The following is a 15,120-nucleotide window of genomic DNA, read 5'->3' as shown; positions in this document are numbered from 1 at the left end:
ATGTTCAAGCACAACACACCCCGGCCGATGACGAAGAGCCTGCGCGTTCTCGCGGCCCTGCTCGGCTACCCCGACGCGCGGCTGCGCCGCTTTCTGCCCGAAATGCGCGACCTGCTGCGCGACGAAAGCGCGTTGTCGCACACACGCCGTACCGAGCTCGACACGCTGATGGACACGCTGCGCCGCGCCGACGTGCTGGGCACCGAGTCGGACTACGTCGAACTCTTCGACCGTGGGCGCGCCACCTCGCTGCACCTGTTCGAGCACGTGCACGGCGACTCGCGCGACCGCGGCCCGGCCATGATCGACCTCGGGCAGACCTACGAGAACGCCGGCCTCGTGCTGGCCGAAGGCGAGCTGCCCGACTACCTGCCGGCGGTGCTCGAATTCGTGTCGACCCAGCCGCCCTTGGAGGCCCGCGCCTTTCTCGGCGAGATGGCGCACATCTTCAACGCGATCTTCAATGCGCTGCAGCAGCGCGAAAGTGCCTACGCCAGCGTGCTCGGCGCCTTGCTCGAGCTGGCCGGCGAAAAGGCGCAGCCGGTCACGCCCGCCGCGGAAGAAGCGCTGGATGAGAGCTGGGCCGAGCCGGTGGTGTTCGACGGTTGTTCGTCGAAGGGCCAGGCCAAGCCCGGCCAGGCCCAACCCATCCACGTCGTTCGCCAGCGCAGCGCGGCCGCGGCACCCACAGGAGCAGCGTCATGAGCGGCGTCTACGGTTTTCTGTTCCAGGTCTACCCGTACGTGTGCTTCACGGTGTTCGTGATGGGCAGCCTGATCCGCTTCGACCAGAACCAGTACAGCTGGAAGAGCGATTCGTCGCAGCTGCTGCGCGCCGGCCTGCTGCGCTGGGGCAGCAACCTCTTTCACTTCGGCATCCTGTTCCTGTTCTTCGGCCACATGGTCGGGCTGTTCACGCCGCACAGCGTGTACGGCGTGTTCATGAGTGCCGCCACCAAGCAGACGATGGCGGTGGTGGCCGGCGGCATCGCCGGGGCCTTCTGTTTTGTCGGCCTGTCGATGCTGCTGTATCGGCGTGTCTTCGACCCGCGCATTCGCCTGACCAGCCACCGCACCGACATCGCGGTGCTGGTGATCCTGTGGGTGCAGCTGGGGGTGGGGCTGATCACGCTGCCGTTTTCATGGCAGCACGCCGACGGCAGCGTGATGCTGATCCTGGCCGACTGGGCCCAGCGCATCGTCACGCTGCGGCCGGTCGATGCCACCCTGCTCAGCACCCTGCCCTGGCCGTACCTGGTCCACATCGTGTTCGGCATGACGATCTTCCTGCTGTTCCCGTTCAGCCGGCTGGTGCACGTGTGGAGCGGCTTCGCCACGGTCTCGTTCCTGTTCCGCCCGCACCAGGTCGTGCGCAGCCGGCGCCTGAATCTGCCGCCCGGCCACAACGAACCGCGCCAGCCCGGCGCGAGTGTCTGAACCTCGAGGAGACAAGAACATGCTGGTGGAAACCGTCGACTTCAGCGCTGCCGCGCAGGCCGTGCCGGTGCTTGTGGCGCGCATCAACGGCGTGGCCTTGAACAGCGCCGCCGAGAACCTCGCGCCGGAAGAACTGCGCCAGCGGGCCTGCACCGAGCTGCTGCGCCAGGCGGCGATGCAGGCCGGCCTGCTCGACACGAGCGACGCCCCCGCCGGCGACGGCGTGGTCAGCGAAGCCGCGTCGGCGGCAATCGACACGTGGCTGGAGCGCGAACTGCCCGTTCCTGAGCCATCGATCGAAGCCTGCCAGCGCCACTTCGCGGCGCAGCCGGCGCGCTGGCGCAGCGGCGAGCGGGTGCGGGTGCGGCACATCCTGTTCGCCGTGACTCCCGGCATGGACGTTGTGGCGCTGCGCAACCGCGCCGAAGCCTGCCTGCTCGACGTGCGCTGCCACGATGGCAGCGCCAACGACGGCTTCGGCACGTCGGCACGCAAGCTGTCGAACTGCCCGAGCGGCGAACAGGGTGGCGAGCTCGGCTGGCTCGCCCCGGCCGACTGCGCGAGCGAGTTCGCGCGCGAATTGTTCGGCCATGTCGAGGTCGGCGTATTGCCGCGCCTGGTGCACAGCCGGTTCGGCCTGCACGTGGTCGAGGTGCTCGAGCGCGAGGGCGGCGTGCCCCAGCCCTTCGAGGTGGTGCGCGGCGCGGTCGAGATGGCGCTGCGCCAGCAGACCTACGTGGCGGCGCTGCGCCAGTGCCTGCAGCTGCTGGCCGGCGCGGCCGTGGTCGAGGGTGTCGACCTCGACGCCGCCACCACGCCGCTGGTCCAGTAGGCCCGACGGGCAGGCGCCGATGCCCGACGAACTGCTGCAGCGGCTGCGCCGCTTTCACGACGACTACTTCCCCGGCGTGCAGGGCCAGTTCGAGTCGCTGATGCAGGACGGGCAGCACCCGTCCATCCTGTTCATCGGCTGCTCCGACTCGCGCCTGCTGCCTTACCTGCTCACCGGCACCGGGCCGGGTGAAGTCTTCATGGTGCGCAACGTCGGTGCCTTCGTGCCGCCGCACGACGGCTCGGCCGGTTACCACGGCACCGCCGCCGCGATCGAGTTCGCCGTGCTCAAGCTCGACGTGACGCGCATCGTGGTCTGCGGTCACAGCCATTGCGGCGGTATTCGCGCGCTCTACGAGGAAGCCACGCCACACGCGACCAACCTCGCCGCCTGGCTGGAACTCGGCCGCGAAGCCGCGTTGCCGGTGCAGCTGACACCGGAAGCGCTGCGCCGCACCGAGCAGCGCTCGGTGGTGCTGCAGCTCGAGCGCCTGATGGGCTACCCGATGGTGCGCGAGCGTGTCGAGGCCGGCCGGTTGGCGCTGCACGGCTGGCACTACGTGATCGAAGACGGCGAAGTGCATGTCTTCGACGTGCGCAGCGGCAGCTTCGTGCCGGCTTCCAGCGCCCAGCACAGTGGCACCGGGCCCTTCGATTCGGCACCGGTCGACGACGGCAGCAGCATCTTCAACGAGATCGACGCGGCGCTCGCTCCCGGTTCGCACACCGCACACATCGAGCCGGCCCTGCCCGGCGCTTGATCCCGGTCAAACCCATGGGCACGTCCCACCGCTACCTTGCAGGCCTTGCCACCGAGGCCGCGCGCGAGCGCCCGGCCCACACATCCATGACCGACCCGACCGCCGCTGCCGGCCACGCCAGCGATCTGATGACGCTGCTCTGCGCCACCGGCCTCACACCGCTGCGCATGGGCGGGCGCACGCTGCTGCCGATCGTGCAGGGTGGCATGGGCGTGGGCGTGTCGGCCCACCGGCTCGCGGGCAGCGTGGCTGCGCTCGGTGCGATGGGCACGATCTCGTCGGTCGACCTGCGGCGCCACCACCCCGATCTGATGGAGCGCACGCGCGACCTGCCGGCCGGTGCGGCCGCCACGCAAGCGGCGAAAGAAGCCATCAACGCGGCCAACCTCGAAGCGCTGGCGCGCGAGATCCACGCGGCGCGCGAACTCGCGGGCGGGCGCGGGCTGCTCGCCATCAACGTGATGCGTGCGGTCAGCGAATACGGCCCGTCGGTGACACGCGCGCTCGAATGCGGCATTGACGCGGTGGTGGTCGGCGCCGGCCTGCCGCTCGACCTGCCCGACCTCGCGCAAGACCACCCGAAAGCGCTGCTCGTGCCGATCCTGTCGGACGCGCGTGGCGTGCAGCTGCTGCTGCGCAAGTGGGAGCGCAAGAAGCGCCTGCCCGACGCGATCGTGATCGAACACCCGCGCCTGGCCGGCGGCCACCTCGGCGCGGCGAAGATCGCTGATTTGAACGACCCTCGCTTCGAGTTCGAGAACGTGATCCCGGAGGCGCTCGCCTACATGCGTGGCGCCGGCCTCGACATTCCGCTGATCGCCGCCGGCGGCATCCGTTCGTTCGAAGACATCGCCCGCGTGCAGGCACTCGGCGCCGCGGGCGTGCAGCTCGGCACGCCGTTCGCGGTGACGCAGGAGTGCGACGCCCACGCCGAATTCAAGCGCGTGCTGGCGCAGACCACCGACGCCGACATGGTCGAGTTCACCAGCGTGGCCGGCCTGCCGGCGCGCGCCGTCGCAACACCGTGGCTGAAGAACTACCTGAAGGCCGAGCCCAGGTTGCAAAGCGTGGTGCATGTGAAACCGCGCTGCACGCTCGCATTCGACTGCCTGGCCCAGTGCGGCCTGCGCGACGGCCTGCCCGGCTGGGGCCAGTTCTGCATCGACACGCAGCTTGCCGCGGCCCTGCGCGGCGACCTGAAAAAGGGCCTGTTCTTCCGCGGTGTTGGCGCGCTGCCGTTCGGCGACCAGATTCGCAGCGTGTGCGAGCTGATGCAGCGCCTGCTGACGCCGAACGCTGCGGTGGGCACCTGAGCGACACCCACACACACGAAGCAGCCGCATGAAGTCCATTCAGATCCAGGCGCCGGTCACAGCGGCTGCGCCCGGTCCCGTCGGCGAGCCCGGCTGGCACCTGCGCTGGCTGCTCGCCGCACCGCACCGGCTCGGCTTTTTCGCGGGTGCGCTGATGCTCGGAGGCAGCGCGCTGTGGTGGGCAGCGGTGCTGCTGATGCGGACACAAGGTTTGTCAGCGACCTGGGCCGCGTCGCCCCCGGCGGCGCACGCGCTGCTGATGAGCCTGGGCTTCACGCCGCTGTTCATCGTCGGCTTCCTGTTCACCGCCGGGCCGCGCTGGCTCGGCCAGCCCGACGAGGCCGCACGCTGCCTGCTCGTGCCGGTGCTCACGATGTCGGGCGGCTGGTGTATCACGTGGCCGGGCCTTCATCTGCATGCGGGCGCGGCCGGCACGGGCATGCTGCTCGTGGCGGCGGGCTGGAGCGTGCTGTGCTGGCGCTTCGCGACGATCCTGCGCGCGAGCCGCGTGCCCGACCGCAGCCACGCACGCGTCGTGGCGCTGGCCTGCACGGTCGGTGCACTGACGATGTGGGTCGCTGCGGCAGCGCTGCTGATGGGCTCCGAGTCGCTGTTGCGCGCCGCCACGCAGGTGGCGCTGTGGGGTTTTGTCGCCACCGTGTTCACAGCCGTGTCGCACCGCATGGTGCCGTTCTTCAGCGCCAGCGCATTGCCCTTGCTTGACGCCTGGCGGCCGATGGCGCTGCTGTGGCTGATCGTCGGTGCGTTGTGGTTCGAAGTGCCGTTCGCGCTGGCGCAACTGTGGTGGTGGCCGCTGCCCGCTGCGCTGCGCTGGGCTCAGGTGGTGGTCGAGTTGCCCGCCGCTGCGCTGTTGCTCTGGCTCGCCGTGCGCTGGGGCCTGGTGCAAAGCCTGAAGATCCGGATGCTGGCGATGCTGCACGCCGGCTTCCTGTGGCTGGGCATCACGTTCGCGCTCTCGGCTACGTCGCATGCACTCATGGCCTCGAGCGGCGATACGCAATCGCTCGGCCTGGCGCCGATCCACGCGCTGACGATGGGCTACCTCGGCGCCACGCTGTTCGCAATGGCCACGCGCGTCAGCAGCGGCCACAGCGGCCGCTCGCTCGCCGCCGACAACACCGCCTGGGCGCTCTACTGGGTGCTGCAGAGCGCAGTGCTGTTGCGCGTGGTCGCAGCGCTGTGGCCCGCGCTCGCCACGCCGTTGACCGTGCTCGCGGTGCTGGCCTGGGCCACGGCTGTGGTGGGCTGGGCGCTGCGCTACGGCAACTGGTTCGTGCGCGCGCGGGTCGACGGGCGGCCCGGCTGAAACACCAGCACGTTCGCGCGCTGGCCGGCGCTCAGTTGAACTGAATCGGCTGGCCCTGGGCGTCGAACGGGATGAAGCCGCCGATGTCGCCGGCCTTGATCGACTCGACCATGCGCTGCAAGGGCGCCTCGGCCTGCGCCGCGGTCGGGCTGATGCCGGCACGGCCCGACATGGCTGCGACGAAGACGATGTCCCAGGGCTGGCCGAAGGCGCGCGCCTGCTCGACCAGGGTGGCGAAGGACACGATCTCGTCGGGCGCCTTGTCGACGCACATCAGCGGGGCCAGCGTGCCACCCTGGCCGGCCGTGAAATGCGCGCGCTGGGCGGGCGTGGCGTCGTCGGGCAGGCCGGCGGTGGCGAACACGAACAGGAGTCGTTGCGGCTCGTTCTGTTGGTGCGAAGCCTGCAGCAGTTCGTCGAAGCTCGAGATCGTCATGGCGCGGTTTCATTCAAAAGGGAAGTGGGGTGCAGCAGCACCGTGACCAGCAAGGACGCGTCGGTCAGCGCCTGCACCGCATGCGGCTCGCCACCTTCGAGCATCACCAACTGGCCGGCCCCCAGCGGGCAGCGGCGCGACGGGGTCGTCACGACCGCCTCGCCTTCGAGGCACAACACGGTGATCGCGCCGAGCACGCTGTGCTCGGGCAGGCCCTGGCCGGCCGGCAGCACGAGCCGCATCAACTGCAGGCTCGGCGTCTTCAGCAGGCTCGTCGTGACGGCGGCTTGCAAGCCGGGGCCGAGCGGGCGCAGGTCGATGACGTCGAGCGGTCGAGCGTGTGGCAGGGCCATGGAATATCCTGTTCGTTCGTCGGTGGATGGCTTGAGACTAGCGGCACGCGAGCCGTGGGGTCTTGCATTGAATCAAGCTGTTTCGTTCGACCCCGGCCCGTTCATGGATGCTGATTCAGGTCAATGATTGTGGAGCGCCGAAGCTCACACTGGCGCCCTGGAAAAAACGAAAGATCCACCATGCACGAGACCGAACACAACGCCGTACACACCCTGCAGAACCTGCCCGCACAGGACATCAGCGCCGAAGTGCTGCTGGAAAAGTACGCGAAGGGCGACGAGCGCAGCATCGAGGCGGTGAACCAGCGTGTCGCGCGTGCGCTCGCGCAGGCCGAGCCGGCGGCGCAACGCGCCCAGTGGGAGCAACGTTTCGCCGAAGCGCTGCGCGCCGGGTTCGTGCCGGCCGGGCGCATCCAGTCGGCCGCCGGCACGGGGCTGGCGGCCACGCTGATCAATTGTTTCGTGCAGCCGGTGGGCGACTCGATCGCGCACCCCGAAGAAGGCCACCCCGGCATTTACACCGCACTGACTGAAGCGGCCGAGACGATGCGCCGCGGCGGTGGCGTGGGCTACGACTTCTCGCGCATCCGGCCGCGCGGCGCCTGGGTCGGCAGCACGCAGAGCAGCGCCTCGGGCCCGGTGAGCTACATGCGGGTGTTCGACCGCTCGTGCGAAACCGTCGAGTCGGCCGGCGCACGGCGTGGCGCGCAGATGGGCGTGCTGCGCTGCGACCACCCCGACATCGAGGAGTTCATCCATGCCAAGGACGCCGGCGACCTGAAGAACTTCAACCTCTCGGTCGGCGTGACCGATGCGTTCATGGAAGCGGTGCAGGCCGACACCGAGGTCGAGCTGGTGCACCGCGCCGAGCCCGGCGCCGCACAGAAGGAAGCCGGTGCGTACCAGCACGCGCAACCGGACGGCGGCGGCCTGTGGGTCTACCGCAAGCGCCGCGCGCGCGAACTGTGGGACCAGGTCATGCGTTCGACCTACGACCACGCCGAACCGGGCGTGCTGTTCCTCGACCACATCAACGACGACAACAACCTGTCGTACTGCGAGAGCATTGCCGCGACCAACCCGTGCGCCGAACAGCCGCTGCCGCCGTACGGCTGCTGCTGCCTCGGTTCGATCGACCTGACACGCTTCGTGCACGCGCCGTTCGAGGCCGGGGCGCGGTTCGACGAAGCGGGCTTCGTGCGCGTCGCGCAGGTGGCGACACGCATGCTCGACAACGTGCTCGACGTGACCGTGTGGCCGCTGCCGCAGCAGCAGGAGGAAGCGCGCAGCAAGCGCCGCGTCGGCCTGGGCTTCACCGGTCTGGGCGACGCACTCGTGATGCTCGGCCTGCGCTACGACGGCGCCGAAGCGCGTGCGATGGCGCGGCGCATCGCCGAGCTGATGCGCGACGCGGCCTACGAAGCCTCGGTCGATCTGGCGCGTGAGCGCGGCGCCTTTCCGCTCTTCAATGCCGACCTGTACCTCACGGGCACGACCTTCGCGTCGCGCCTGCCGCAGACGCTGCGCGACCGCATCCGCGCCCACGGCCTGCGCAACTCGCACCTGCTGTCGATCGCGCCCACCGGCACGATCAGCCTGGCCTTTGCCGACAACACGAGCAACGGCATCGAACCGGCGTTCAGCTGGAGCTACACGCGCAAGAAGCGCATGCCCGACGGGAGTTTCAAGGAGTACGCGGTCGAAGACCACGCCTGGCGCCTGTACCGGCACCTGAAAGGCGAGGCCACGCCACTCACGCCGGCTTTCGTGACAGCGCTCGAGATGAGCGCGCAGGCCCATGAGGCGATGGTCGCCGCAGTGGCGCCGTGCATCGACACTGCGATCTCCAAGACCGTGAACGTGCCGGCCGACTACCCGTATGCCGACTTCCAGCACCTGTACCTCGAAGCCTGGCAGTCGGGGCTGAAGGGCCTGGCGACGTACCGGCCCAACAGCGTGCTCGGCTCGGTGCTGAGCGTGGCACCGGCCAGCGCCTCACCGCCGGCGGCGCCGCTGCAGATCGACGGTACGAACCGCCGTCTCGCGCTCGAACGATTACCCGCGCCGGTGCTCTCGTCCTTGCGCTGGCCAGGGCGGCCCGAGCTGCCGTCGGGCAACCCGGCGTGGACCTTCATGGTGCACCACCCGTTCGGCGACTTCGCGCTTTTCGTCGGCGAACTCGCGGCCGCCGACGGCGGACCGGCGCAACCGTTCGAGGTCTGGGTCAACGGTGCCGAGCAGCCACGCGGGCTCGGCGCGCTGGCGAAGACACTCTCGATGGACCTGCGCGCGAACGACCCGGCCTGGCTGCAGCTCAAGCTCGACGCGCTGGCCACGGTGGCCGAAGAGCGCGCGTTCGAGATGCCCTTCCCGCCGCACGGCGAGCGCCGCCTGTTCCCCGGCGTGGTGGCGGCCACCGCAGCGGTGATCCGCTGGCGCTGCGAGCAGTTGAAGGCATTGCCACGCCTGGGCCGCAGTGCACCGACACCGGTGATGGACGCGATGTTCAGCGTCGACGAGCCGCACACCGGGCCGTCGGGCACGCTGGCCTGGGCCGTCGACATCGACAACCCGGCCAGCGGCGAAGCGTTCACATTGACCCTGAAGGAGGTCACCTTGCCCGGGCACGACCGGAGCACGGTCACGCGCCCGTGCGCGGTCGGCTTCTCAGGCAACTACCCGCGCGCACTCGACGGCCTGGCGCGCCTGCTCTCGCTCGACATGCGCGTGATCGACCCGGCCTGGATCGGCATGAAACTGCGCAAACTGCTGAACTACGCCGAGCCGCTGGGCCACTTCATGGCCTTCGTGCCGGGGCTGCCGCACGGCGAGCGGCGCCAGCAGACCTGGCCATCGACCGTGGCCTACCTGGCGCGGTTGATCATCCATCGCTACGCGATGCTCGGCGTGCTGAATGAAGAGGGTTACCCGCTGCGCGACATGGGTGTGCTGGAACCCTCGGGCGACAAGGCCGAGCGTGGCCGTGTGCTCGCCGGCCGGGTCTGCCTCGAGTGTGGCAACGCGACCGTGATCCACAAGGACGGCTGCGACTTCTGCACCGCCTGCGGCGATGTGGGGCAGTGCGGGTGACGGCGCAAGCGCTGCCGGGCTTCGACTCGCCGGCGGTCGGGTTCGAGCAGCCGTTCGAGATGCTCGAAGCCTGCCACGACCGGGTGCGGCGCAGCCTCGCGCTGCTGGATCGGCTGGTCGAGCACGTCGGGACGCACGGGCACGATGCGCAGTCGCGTTCTGCGGCCGCCGATGTGCTGCGCTACTTCGACCTGGCCGCACCGCTGCACCACGAAGACGAAGAGCTGCATGTTTTCCCGCGGCTCGAACACTGCGGCGACGCTCCGCTGGAAGCGGCGACCGCAGGCTTGCGCATCGACCACGCGCGCATGGAGGACCTGTGGGCGGGGCTTCGGGTGGCGCTGCAAGCGTGGGCCTTGCCGGGTGCTGCGCGTGACGTCGGCATGCTGCCGCGGCAGCGTGCGCAGGAATTCGGCAGCGTGTATGCCATGCACCTTCGCATCGAAGAGACGCTGGTCTTCCCGGCCGCGCGCGCCCGCATGGACGCGGGGCGGCTGGCCCGCATGTCGGCCGACATGCAGGCCAGGCGGCAGCCGGGCGCGCGCCTCTAGCGCAGCGATCACGGCGGCCAGCGGTACTTCGGGACAGCGGTGCCCGCCAGGGCTTCGAGTGCCGAGCCGATGCTGTTCGAGCCCGGCAGAAGGCGCAGGATCTTCCGGAACAGCGGACGGTAGGGCTCGTCGGCTTCGTGGCCGGCGAGCGGATCCCGGTTCGCGAGAAAGGCGGCGTCGAGCTCGGCCCAGTCGGCCGCGCAGAGTGCGCTTTCGGCCAGCGGCAGCACCACCGCTTCTTCGACGCGCATGTGCTCCAGGTAGAAGGCGACATATTTCTGCACCGCCGTCTCGAAGACCTCGCGGCGTGCTTCGCGCTGGTCGGTCTCGGCCATCATCTCGAAGGCGACCAGCGCATGTTCGAGTTCGCGCACAGCGTTCTCTCCGCAAGCGTGGTCGTGGTCGAGCCGGTCGAGCACGCTGTCGACCTGCGCGTCGAGGCCGCGCAGTTTCGGGAACAGCAGCCGCGTTTCCTTGGGGTGGTGCAACTTCTCGGGGAACTCGTCGACGTAGAACAGCATGGCGCGCAGCGCGTCGAAGTCGGGCACGCTGCCTCGGCGGTGGTGCTCGCCGAGCAACAGGGTGATGGATCGCAGCATGGCCGACAACGCGCGGTGCTCCTGGCGAATGATGCTGATGCTGGTGTGTGTCATCGAGCCTCCTCCTTCAGGAAACAGTGATCGAGCGTCCTCCTTTCGCGAGCGGCGCAGCTTGACGTCGATCAACCCCCGGCATCGACAACAAGGGCAGCGGGGTCAACCGGGTGTCCGCCGGGTGCCCACTTGTGCCTGTGGTGTTGGCGCCCCAAAAGCCGTGAACATGTCACCTCGGCCGTGCGAACGTCATGACGACGTCGAGGCCCGATGTCAAAGTGCGCCGGCCCGATCAGGGCTCAGAGCGGGGTGCAAGCCCCGACCAACCAAAACGACTTGAGGGGATCCCCAATGAAGGCATACGCCGCAGAGTGCTTCGGAACGTTCTGGCTTGTCCTGGGAGGGTGTGGCAGCGCGGTGCTGGCCGCGGCGTTTCCAGGTGTCGGCATCGGCTTGACCGGCGTGTCGCTCGCGTTCGGGCTGACCGTCGTGACCATGGCCTATGCGATCGGCCACGTGTCGGGCTGCCATCTGAACCCGGCGGTGTCCATCGGCCTGTGGGCCGGTGGCCGCTTCGAGGCCGGCAAGCTGCTGCCGTACATCGTGGCGCAGGTGCTGGGTGCCGTGATCGCCGGCGGCGTGCTGTACCTGATTGCCAGCGGCAAGGCCGGTTTCAATGTGACGGCAGGGTTTGCATCGAACGGCTACGGCGAGCACTCGCCGGGCAAGTATTCGATGTTCGCGGCGCTGCTGACCGAAGTGGTGATGACGATGATGTTCCTGATCATCATCATGGGATCGACCGACAAACGTGCGCCGCAGGGTTTTGCGCCGCTGGCCATCGGCCTGGGGCTGACGCTGATCCACCTGATCAGCATTCCGGTGACCAACACCTCGGTGAACCCGGCCCGGAGCACTGGCGTGGCAGTGTTCGTGGGCGATTGGGCGCTCATGCAACTGTGGGCATTCTGGGTCGCGCCAATCATCGGCGCCGTACTGGGAGCGTTCGCTTATCGCGCGTTTGGCGAATCGGAGCGCTGAGCCACAGGGAGCCGAGCTCGGCGTCGAACCCTCTTCGGGGTGATTGTGGGGGGCGCGCTAGGCGAACAGACTTCGCGCCGTGAAACCGACTTTTCATGAACCCGCTGCACTGCGGCGCCCCACGCGATGACCGAGCAGCTCGGCAGGCGCTGCGCGCTGGTGATGTTGGCGTCGATGACGCTCGCCGTCGCGATGGGCCTGATGGCATGGGGCCCGGTCGAGCTGACCCCGGATTCGCACCGGTACGCCGACGAACGTGTCTGGCTGGGCGTTCCCGCTGCGGCCAACGTCTGGGTCAACGTCGCCATGATTGCCGCCGGCGCCTGGGGCTGGTACGCGACACGCGCCAGTCGCTGGCCGCTGGAGTTGCGAACGCCCTGGCAACTGTTTCATGTGTGCGCCATGGTCTCCGCCGGCGCTGCGGCGCTGTATCACGCGCATCCGCAAAACACCTTGTTCGTGCTGACTCATGTGGCCACAGCCAGCGGTTTCATGATGCTGACGCTCGGCCTTCTCGCAGAGCGTGTGCACTCGGGTTTTGGCTCGCTCCAGGTTTGTTGCGTGGTGCTGCTCGGTATCGCTCTGACCGGCAGCGGCATGCTGCTCATTCACGCCAGGAGCGGGAGCCTCGACATGCGCCCTCTGCTGCTGCTGGAAATCATTCCGGTACTCGTGATTCCGGCCGGCGCGCTGAGCTTGCCCGGCCGATCGACCGCGGTGTTCGACTGGGTGGTGGTGCTGACGCTCTATGCCCTGGCGAAGTTGTTTGAGATGGGGGATGCGTTCGTTCTGGAGGCCTCGGGCTGGATCAGCGGCCACACCATCATGCATATGGCGCTCACCTCGGCCGTCGGCTGGATGGCCTACCGCGCGGTGCTGGCAGGTGACGCCGCAGAGTCTGCTGGGGAATCGTCAGGCGAGACCAACCAGCGTGACACTTCGTTGAACACCGTGTCCTGAAACGCCATGTGCACGTGAGCGGTGGCGGCGATGTGCCGGTTGTCGGCACCCGGCAGTGTCGCGGTCGAAGCCGGAAAGACGATGTTGTCGCAATTGCCGTAGAAGCAGGTGAACAATGCGTGCCTTCGGCTGGGGCTTTGCGCGGCCAGCCCGAGCAACCACGGGCTCTTCAACGCCATCTGCCGGCTGTTCACGGTACGTCCATAACGTGCGAGCCAAGTGCCGCTGTGGGGTGTGGCGATCGTGATCACACGGCACACCCGCGGATCTGCGTCGAATTTGTCAAGCCAGGCTCGAACCGCAAGCCCACCCATGCTGTGCGCCACGACGACTGGCGGCCGTCCCGTGGCCGCCTCCACGCGGCTGACCGCCGCGTCGATGCTGTCGGCATAACCGCTGATCGAATCGAACAGCGGTTCGAGATTCACAGCGACGAACGGAACGCCCGAGGCGCGCATGCGCTTCATCCAGGGGTTCCAGAAGCCTCGATTGCAGACGAACCCGTGCACGAAAACGACACCTCGGCTGCCGCCGGGGGGCATTTCAAGGTGGTCCGGTTCGGCGGTGGAACGAAACGGCTGTCGCCAGCAGAACACTTGCGGGGCTGTGAGCACTTCGCCCCACCACGCTCTCAGCAGATTCACCGCCTTCGGGCGCGGCGCAGGTCCTGCTTCCTGAACCCAGGCCAGAAGCAGAAATTCCACGCCGAGAAACAGCGCGTATCCCGCGAGAATCAGAAGTGCGCCGCCCCATCCCAACGCGGGGCGGCCGGATTGAAAAAAATAGCCGGCCCACGCCGCCGCGCCACAGACAAGCGCGATGGTGATGAACTGCTGAAGGCGCGCGAGCATGCCGGAATCCTATCAGCGGCATTTGAGCACCGACATTTCCTTCGAATTTCAGGCTTCCCATGACCGTTGCCCAGCTCATTCAGGATCAATTGCGCGCCGTCGAAACAGAGCGTGCGACCCGTGCTCACGAGGAGGGCTTGGACGCGAAGGTCCGAACAATCAAGGAGTTTCAGCAGCGGCGGTTCCGCCACACCTATTCGGACCTTTTGAATAGTCAGCGGCACGGCGCTGCGTGCCACTTTTTTCTTGAAGAGCTCTACGGCCCAAGGGATTTCAGCCAGCGTGACGAACAGTTCGCAAAGGTCGTCCCGTCGTTGGTCAGGTTGTTTCCGAAGGAGATCGTCGACACCGTGGCCTCGCTTGCCGAACTGCACGCCTTGTCCGAACGACTCGACACGGAGATGGGGCGGCATCTTGTACTGCCGACGGTGGACGCGGCCAGCTACAGCAAAACTTGGCAGGCGACCGGCCAAATCGCTCAGCGGGCCAGGCAGATCGACCTCACGCTCCATGTCGCACGCTCGCTGGACTTGTTGACTCGGAGACCGCTGCTCAGGAACGTGCTGCGGCTGATGCGGCCGCCGGCACGCGCAGCCGGATTGGGTGAACTGCAGCAGTTTCTGGAGCGCGGTTTCGACACCTTCAGAGAGATGAAGGGCGCGCAGGATTTTGTCGCCACCGTTGAACGCCGTGAGCGAGAGTTGTCCACTGCGCTATTCGGTGAGTCGCTGGCGGAGAATACAGAGGCATATAAAGCCAGCGGGGCAGTTTCATTGCTTCCACCACCTGAATAACTCGGGCCTAGTTTGGCGTATGGTGCCGACCAGTCACTCGGGATTTTCTGTATCGAAATGGGGGGGTACTTGTTTGCGCGGTGGGCTCCAAAAAGCAAAAGGCCTCCGTCTTTCGAAGGAGGCCTTTTTCAATAGTAGCCTGACAATGTCCTACTTTCACACGGGAACCCGCACTATCATCGGCGCTGAGGCGTTTCACTGTCCTGTTCGGGATGGGAAGGAGTGGGACCACCTCGCTATGGTCATCAGGCTTAACCGGGCACCATCTTGTGTGATCGCACACAAGACAGCCAATTCGCAGAGTCGATCATGTGACCATTGATCACATGGCTATCAGATTTTGATTGCTCACCAAACACGTTTGAAGTACGTCATAACGTGTTGTACCCAACCAGACAGTCAAGTCAAAGTTATAGGGTCAAGCCTCACGGGCAATTAGTACTGGTTAGCTTAACGCATTACTGCGCTTCCACACCCAGCCTATCAACGTCCTGGTCTCGAACGACCCTTCAAGGAGCTCAGGGCTCCAGGGAAATCTCATCTCAAGGCGAGTTTCCCGCTTAGATGCTTTCAGCGGTTATCTCTTCCGAATTTAGCTACCCGGCAATGCCACTGGCGTGACAACCGGTACACCAGAGATTCGTCCACTCCGGTCCTCTCGTACTAGGAGCAGCCCCCTTCAAATTTCCAACGCCCACGGCAGATAGGGACCAAACTGTCTCACGACGTTTTAAACCCAGCTCACGTACCACTTTAAATGGCGAACAGCCATACCCTTGGGAC

General features: G+C 67.2%; 15 protein-coding genes and 2 rRNA genes. 11 read left to right on the top strand and 6 right to left on the bottom strand.

Going from position 1 to position 15,120, the window contains the following annotated elements; genetic code table 11:
* Genes narJ through Q8Q80_RS05355 form a run of 6 tightly spaced genes read left to right on the top strand, consistent with a single transcriptional unit; the run spans nt 1 to nt 5,668 of the window.
* Nucleotides 1-705, top strand: a complete 705-nt coding sequence (gene narJ / locus Q8Q80_RS05380) for a nitrate reductase molybdenum cofactor assembly chaperone (RefSeq protein ID WP_305631937.1) — start codon at nt 1-3, stop codon at nt 703-705.
* Nucleotides 702-1,436, top strand: coding sequence for a respiratory nitrate reductase subunit gamma (gene narI / locus Q8Q80_RS05375; protein ID WP_305631936.1), 735 nt, complete (start codon nt 702-704; stop codon nt 1,434-1,436). Before narJ ends, narI begins: the two co-directional genes overlap by 4 nt.
* 19 nt (nt 1,437-1,455) lie before the next feature.
* A complete protein-coding gene (locus Q8Q80_RS05370; protein ID WP_305631935.1) occupies nt 1,456-2,268 on the top strand; it encodes a peptidylprolyl isomerase in 813 nt (270 codons plus the stop codon).
* Between the two features lie 19 nt (nt 2,269-2,287).
* Complete coding sequence (locus Q8Q80_RS05365) at nt 2,288-3,028, top strand: carbonic anhydrase (protein ID WP_305631934.1); 741 nt, start codon at nt 2,288-2,290, stop codon at nt 3,026-3,028.
* A gap of 14 nt (nt 3,029-3,042) precedes the next feature.
* Nucleotides 3,043-4,341, top strand: coding sequence for an NAD(P)H-dependent flavin oxidoreductase (locus Q8Q80_RS05360; protein ID WP_371132701.1), 1,299 nt, complete (start codon nt 3,043-3,045; stop codon nt 4,339-4,341).
* Nucleotides 4,342-4,369: 28 nt separating this feature from the next.
* Nucleotides 4,370-5,668, top strand: coding sequence for an NnrS family protein (locus tag Q8Q80_RS05355; protein ID WP_305631933.1), 1,299 nt, complete (start codon nt 4,370-4,372; stop codon nt 5,666-5,668).
* Nucleotides 5,669-5,699: 31 nt separating this feature from the next.
* Here the strand turns inward: Q8Q80_RS05355 and Q8Q80_RS05350 are convergent, their stop codons facing one another.
* Together Q8Q80_RS05350 and Q8Q80_RS05345 are read right to left on the bottom strand one after the other, a co-directional pair.
* Complete coding sequence (locus Q8Q80_RS05350) at nt 5,700-6,104, bottom strand: ribonucleotide reductase subunit alpha (protein WP_305631932.1); 405 nt, start codon at nt 6,102-6,104, stop codon at nt 5,700-5,702.
* Nucleotides 6,101-6,457 carry a cupin domain-containing protein gene (locus Q8Q80_RS05345; protein ID WP_305631931.1) on the bottom strand — a complete coding sequence of 119 codons (357 nt, stop codon included), beginning with the start codon at nt 6,455-6,457 and terminating at the stop codon, nt 6,101-6,103. Before Q8Q80_RS05345 ends, Q8Q80_RS05350 begins: the two co-directional genes overlap by 4 nt.
* 180 nt (nt 6,458-6,637) lie before the next feature.
* Between Q8Q80_RS05345 and Q8Q80_RS05340 the strand changes: the two genes are divergently transcribed.
* Together Q8Q80_RS05340 and Q8Q80_RS05335 are read left to right on the top strand one after the other, a co-directional pair.
* Nucleotides 6,638-9,547, top strand: a complete 2,910-nt coding sequence (locus Q8Q80_RS05340) for an adenosylcobalamin-dependent ribonucleoside-diphosphate reductase (RefSeq protein ID WP_305631930.1) — start codon at nt 6,638-6,640, stop codon at nt 9,545-9,547.
* Nucleotides 9,544-10,098 carry a hemerythrin domain-containing protein gene (locus Q8Q80_RS05335; RefSeq protein WP_305631929.1) on the top strand — a complete coding sequence of 185 codons (555 nt, stop codon included), beginning with the start codon at nt 9,544-9,546 and terminating at the stop codon, nt 10,096-10,098. Before Q8Q80_RS05340 ends, Q8Q80_RS05335 begins: the two co-directional genes overlap by 4 nt.
* A gap of 8 nt (nt 10,099-10,106) precedes the next feature.
* Here Q8Q80_RS05335 and Q8Q80_RS05330 read toward each other — a convergent pair whose 3' ends face one another.
* Nucleotides 10,107-10,751 (bottom strand): hemerythrin domain-containing protein, encoded by a 645-nt coding sequence (locus tag Q8Q80_RS05330; RefSeq protein WP_305631928.1) that lies wholly within the window; start codon nt 10,749-10,751, stop codon nt 10,107-10,109.
* A gap of 291 nt (nt 10,752-11,042) precedes the next feature.
* Here Q8Q80_RS05330 and aqpZ point away from each other — a divergent pair, with 291 nt between their 5' ends.
* Together aqpZ and Q8Q80_RS05320 are read left to right on the top strand one after the other, a co-directional pair.
* Complete coding sequence (gene aqpZ / locus Q8Q80_RS05325) at nt 11,043-11,732, top strand: aquaporin Z (protein ID WP_305631977.1); 690 nt, start codon at nt 11,043-11,045, stop codon at nt 11,730-11,732.
* A 126-nt stretch (nt 11,733-11,858) separates the two neighbouring features.
* Nucleotides 11,859-12,692: a hypothetical protein gene (locus Q8Q80_RS05320; RefSeq protein ID WP_305631927.1), complete on the top strand. Its 834-nt coding sequence runs from the start codon at nt 11,859-11,861 to the stop codon at nt 12,690-12,692.
* Here the strand turns inward: Q8Q80_RS05320 and Q8Q80_RS05315 are convergent.
* On the bottom strand, nt 12,596-13,543 hold the full coding sequence (locus Q8Q80_RS05315; protein ID WP_305631926.1) for an alpha/beta fold hydrolase: 948 nt from the start codon (nt 13,541-13,543) through the stop codon (nt 12,596-12,598). The two genes, Q8Q80_RS05320 and Q8Q80_RS05315, sit on opposite strands and share 97 nt — an antisense overlap.
* 59 nt (nt 13,544-13,602) lie before the next feature.
* Here Q8Q80_RS05315 and Q8Q80_RS05310 point away from each other — a divergent pair, with 59 nt between their 5' ends.
* A complete protein-coding gene (locus tag Q8Q80_RS05310; protein WP_305631925.1) occupies nt 13,603-14,337 on the top strand; it encodes a hypothetical protein in 735 nt (244 codons plus the stop codon).
* 137 nt (nt 14,338-14,474) lie between these two features.
* On the opposite strand, the gene rrf is transcribed toward Q8Q80_RS05310, so the two are convergent.
* Together rrf and Q8Q80_RS05300 are read right to left on the bottom strand one after the other, a co-directional pair.
* A 5S ribosomal RNA gene (rrf, locus tag Q8Q80_RS05305) occupies nt 14,475-14,587 on the bottom strand.
* Between the two features lie 164 nt (nt 14,588-14,751).
* Nucleotides 14,752-15,120: ribosomal RNA gene (locus Q8Q80_RS05300) — 23S ribosomal RNA — on the bottom strand; the annotation flags it as partial.

This window comes from Methyloversatilis sp. (assembly GCF_030698125.1).
Taxonomy (GTDB): Bacteria; Pseudomonadota; Gammaproteobacteria; order Burkholderiales; family Rhodocyclaceae; genus Methyloversatilis.
Note: the sequence above shows the minus strand (reverse complement) of the source record. Positions and strands in the feature narration are given on the sequence as shown.